The following is a 4685-nucleotide window of genomic DNA, read 5'->3' as shown; positions in this document are numbered from 1 at the left end:
TTTTTTTACAATGTCGCAGGATATTTTTTTTCAAAGTCAGGATACTCGTTGTTATGAGAAACGAAGTAAGTCCACATATCCTTATAGAATTTGTCATCAGCATTTTCAGCTATGACTTCCTTGAGTGCGTCTGCATAAATCGAAATATCGAAATATTCAGGAAGCGGACGCGGATTTTCCTTATTGATATAGCCCTTATCCACACAAATCTGATATTGAGCAAGACAACCGTTATAGAATGGATCCGGATTGAATGTGATGTGGGCCGTTCGTTCAGGATCATAGATATTTTGTCGAACCCATGTGTCATCCTGTTTTGTGATTTTCTTTACGGCATTGATTGCCGTTTTCTCGTCAGTATTGTAGACTTTCCAGGCTTCAATCAGGCCTTTTGTCCATGCTACAAAGAGATTTCTGTCGGATTTAACCTTCTTTCCGTTTGCGGTTTGGCGGCAGCAGGCATAGTCCGGGGCAAGGTCAACAAGCTCAGCGATGATGACAAGTCCCTGTGCTTCTGCAGTGTCCTTATATGCATAATAGGTTGTACCAATGTCAATTTCACCCTTCGCACAGGCAGCCATAATAGCCTGATCATTATCAAAGAACTTGAATGTGACATCCTCATCAGAATATCCGTATTTTTCTTTGAGTGCGTGTGCAAGAACCAGCTGCGGAGTAATTTTTACCCGTGCGCCGATTGTACGCCCCTTCCAATTCTTCAAATCCCTGACCTGTCCGGCGACATTTTTATTCGCATACACGATATGTCCGCCACCCATTGTCCCTGCAAAAATAGCCAGATCCTCACCGTTGCCTCCGGTAATGAGAGAAGCGACCAAATCTGTGAGCCGTCCGTCGATTTTACCGGTTATAAGCGGTTCGATACCGTCGTTGTAATCAATAATCGGACAGACACCATTTTTTTCGGCAAGTCCTTCAAGGACTGCGGTGTTGATAATCGGGGTGTAGTTTGAAGTGATGTCATTTGCAAGCCTCAAAGACGGTGCATTTGACTTTGCTTTTTTTGAGCACCCCGCAAGCGAAGTGACAGATGCCAGCAGGAATGTGCCGGTCAAGACAGTCATTTCCATGCTTTTAAGAAATTTTTTCATAGGTTTCATTTTTTACTCCTCTTCTAAAACCTTTTTTAATTTTCAGAACTGATTTTTCTGATTTTTTTCATGCGCTAGTAACTCCATTTGATGAAGTGTTTCTGCAAGAACGTGATTCCGATATTTAAGATTGTGACTACAAGGCCAATGAAGATGATTCCTGCAATCGCCTTTGTATACATCGCAAAATTAAGGGCAAATTTTACATAAAAGCCCATTCCGATATCCGCACCGAGCATTTCTGCCGCTGAAAGGGTCATGATAGCAGTCGCACAACGAATCGGCAGGCTGTTTATGATTCGCGGAATATTGAACGGAATGATAATCTTGAAGAGAATCGTCGGCGTTGAAAGAGAAAGAACTTTCGCCGCGTTGATGATTTTCCTCTCGACAAATACCGTGTTGTTGATTGATTCCATAAAGCTGCCCCAGAAAATGCTTAAGAAGATGACCAGAATCGAAGCTGAACGGAATGTCGGCATCAAAATGACGATGTACGGTGTATAAATCAAGGCCGGAACCGTGGAAACAGCTTTTGCAATCGGGTAAATCGCCTTTGAGAGGCGTGGTGACCATCCGACTACCGTTCCCAAAACAACTGAAAGAATTATCGAGCTTGTCATTCCAAAAACAAGAAGATACATTGAGCTCAAAAAGCCCAGAAGAATTGTCTGAGTGTCGCTAACAAACACATGGAACACATTTTCAGGAGCCGGAATGAATACATAAGGAAGCAGATTAAATCTCGAAACCCCCAGCTCCCATATAAACAAAAATCCGTAGACAAATGCAAAAATATCTCGTGCGGAACGATTTTTTTGCGGCTTCAAAAGCTGGAATACAAAGAAAATCTCGATAATTACAAGCACAATGCCGAATACAAGCGGACTTTTTAGCCCCTCCGACATTTCTGTCTTGTATTTGCTCGGTAACAGGAAGGACAGAAGCGTAAGAATAAAAAAAAGATTAGCGAGATTGAAAATGTTTCCGAAAATTCTTTTTTTCATATATGACCTCCGTCGTCTATGACCAGCTGTGTTGGTTCGTTGTAGAAATATTTTACGAGTTTTTGATATAAGTTTTTGTATTCTTCACTTTCCTGAACATAAGGATAATTTCGCGGGCGAGGAAGATTGTCCTCGATGACTGCCTGAATACGCTTCGGAACCATGAAAACGATTCTGTCGGCAAGCAGTTCCGCCTCATTCAAATCATGGGTCACGAAAATAATCGTTTTTTTGTTTTCATCGTCTCTCCACAGTGAAAGCAAAAGGTTTTGCAGATTCTCGCGGATTTTTGCGTCCAAAGCTCCGAATGGCTCATCCATAAGCAGAATGTCAGGATTACAAGCCATGGCGCGGGCAATGGCAACACGCTGCTGCATGCCTCCTGAAAGCTCACCTGGCAGTTTGTCTTCAAAACCGTCCAGCTCAACTTTATGAAGGAAAGCCTTTGCCGTTTCGAGAGCCTGCTTTTTTGAAACTCTCTTCCGTTTTTTGCTCGTTTCGTAAACGGCAAAGGCAACATTTTCCAAAGCACTCATCCAGGGAAAAAGCGAATAACTCTGGAATACCACTGCCCTTTCAACGCCAGGACCAGAAAGTTCACGGCCGTTTATCTTTACGCTTCCCGATGACGGAAGATGCAGTCCCTCCAAAACAGAAAGCAGAGTGCTTTTTCCACAGCCACTGGAACCAACGATACAAATAAACTCTCCTTTATTTACCGTAAGATTTATGTCCAGAAGAGCCTCATAACTTGCAGCATCAAAATCAGAAGAATATGTCAGGCATAAATCCTTGATTTCAATAATTGGCTTTTCATCATCCCTTTTCTGCTTTTCATCCATAACAAGCCCCTTTTACGAAGGAAAATCATAGAATAACCGGCATCAATTCTACCTAGTAACATAGTAGTTATATATGTTTTTTCAAAGTCTGCCTAATACAAATTCTTTATAGAAGCTATAGATTTTTTTTATAGAGTTTCTCATCGGAAAGTCGCAATGCTGTGCTTTTTCAACATTCCGGCATAGAATTCCTCGATAAGACGAAGACCGCCGGTATATCCCGTGAATGTTTTTTCGAGAATTAAATCTCTCGACAAAGGCATGGATAAAAATACGCTGTGATTTCCCGTATGGTCAGCTACCAGCTCTTCCCAGGTACTTCCAAAAATGACCGCATCTTTTGAATTTCCTATGGATTCATACAATTTCCCTGAAATCTTACCGCCGTCAGCCTCTAGGAAAAGTGAGTCTTTTATGCCGGGAATAAACTTTTCGGCATTTTCGACAATCATTTTCCGCACACTTTCACTTTGAGCATCATCAGTAATAAACGTTTTTTTATGCGTAAGCCCCAGCTCGTTCACAAGAAAATCAACGACTCCGAGTGTATATTCTGCGTCTCCTACCGTATATAACTCCGACGGCAGCTTCTCTCTGGAGAATGTTCCGAAATCAGCTAAGCCCAGAAAGAAATTATAGAAATGTTTTTCTTACATTTTTCAAAATCATAGAAGACCTCTTTTTTTTTTATTTTTATATAGTTGAAGAATAATTCTTTTCAAAATTTGGATATTTGTTATTGTGGTCAACAAAATATGCCCACATATCCTTGTAGAACTGCTCGTCAGGATTTTCTTTTATAACTTCCCGAAGCGCGTCCGCATACACAGAAATATCAAAATATTCGGCAAGTTCGCGATGATTATCGTTTATGTAGCCCTGATCAATGCAAGCATCAAATTGCGACAGAACTCCGTTATAAAATGGGTCGGGATTGTATGAAACATACCCCGTTCGTTCTCTGTCATAAATATGGTCATACACCCATTGCTCATCTTGCCGAGTCACCTGTGACACAACACGAATCGCTTCTTTCTGATCAGAATTATACAGTTTCCAGCTTTCTATTAGGCCTTTCACCCAGGAGACATATACCTGTCGGTCTGAACGGAATCTTGCACCGTATGCCGTTTGGCGACAGCACGCATAATCAGGGTAATAGTCAACTAAATCAGCAATTTGTATCAAACCAGAAGAAACCGCTGTATCGCGCAGGGCATAGGGAGAAGGAACAATGTCGACATCTCCTTTCGCCACTGCCGCGATAACAGCCTGATTGCTATCAAAATATTTAAATTTTACATCATCGGCAGAATAGCCGTATTTTTCTTTCAAGAATGCACTTAAAACAAGCAACTGGGTAGACTGATTCGTCACTGCAATTGAGTGTCCTTTCCAATTTTTGGGGTCTTTCAATTCCTCGGCAAGCGATTTGTTCGTAAATACAATATGTCCACCGCTCATTGTTCCCGCAAACAAAACAAGGTCAGCACCATTTGCCCCAGAAATAAGTGGAATTCCCAACGCATTAAGTTTGGCATCGACCTTTCCTGTCATAAGCGGTTCAAAATTATCATCGTATTGTATTTCGGGGTGGACGCCATATTTTTCTGCAATACCATCTTCAACAGAAATAGAAATAACTGGTGTGTAATTTGATGCCAGCACATTGCTCAGCTTCAGTTCAGGAATTGAAGCTGTTTTTTTTGAGCAGCCTATAAATG

General features: G+C 41.5%; 5 protein-coding genes. All 5 read right to left on the bottom strand.

The features are described 5' to 3' along the window. Window positions 1-5: 5 nt before the first annotated feature. The gene (locus B2089_RS07255; protein WP_296686531.1) at window positions 6-1112 is read right to left on the bottom strand and encodes an ABC transporter substrate-binding protein; all 1107 of its coding nucleotides are present in this window, start codon (window positions 1110-1112) and stop codon (window positions 6-8) included. Window positions 1113-1186: 74 nt separating this feature from the next. After that, the gene (locus B2089_RS07250) at window positions 1187-2119 is read right to left on the bottom strand and encodes an ABC transporter permease (protein WP_296323798.1); all 933 of its coding nucleotides are present in this window, start codon (window positions 2117-2119) and stop codon (window positions 1187-1189) included. Further along, on the bottom strand, window positions 2116-2961 hold the full coding sequence (locus B2089_RS07245) for an ABC transporter ATP-binding protein (RefSeq protein ID WP_296323796.1): 846 nt from the start codon (window positions 2959-2961) through the stop codon (window positions 2116-2118). Before B2089_RS07245 ends, B2089_RS07250 begins: the two co-directional genes overlap by 4 nt. A 140-nt stretch (window positions 2962-3101) precedes the next feature. Then, entirely contained in the window at window positions 3102-3413 is a 312-nt protein-coding gene (locus tag B2089_RS07240) for a hypothetical protein (protein ID WP_296686527.1), read from the bottom strand. Window positions 3414-3654: 241 nt separating this feature from the next. Then, window positions 3655-4685: ABC transporter substrate-binding protein (locus B2089_RS07235; protein WP_296686524.1), on the bottom strand; the 1031-nt coding region annotated here is incomplete at its 5' end.

The sequence above is a fragment of the Treponema sp. UBA3813 genome, from assembly GCA_002368605.1.
Lineage (GTDB): Bacteria > Spirochaetota > Spirochaetia > Treponematales > Treponemataceae > Treponema_D.
The sequence above is the reverse complement of the archived record's forward strand: the minus strand, read 5'-3'. Positions and strand labels throughout refer to the sequence as shown.

Bases quoted from the DNA above. Each gene is read 5' to 3' on its own strand.
- B2089_RS07255 (WP_296686531.1), bottom strand. From the start codon at position 1,112: ATGAAAAAATTTCTTAAAAGCATGGAAATGACTGTCTTGACCGGCACA.
- B2089_RS07250 (WP_296323798.1), bottom strand. From the start codon at position 2,119: ATGAAAAAAAGAATTTTCGGAAACATTTTCAATCTCGCTAATCTTTTT.
- B2089_RS07240 (WP_296686527.1), bottom strand. From the start codon at position 3,413: ATGATTGTCGAAAATGCCGAAAAGTTTATTCCCGGCATAAAAGACTCA.
- B2089_RS07245 (WP_296323796.1), bottom strand. From the start codon at position 2,961: ATGGATGAAAAGCAGAAAAGGGATGATGAAAAGCCAATTATTGAAATC.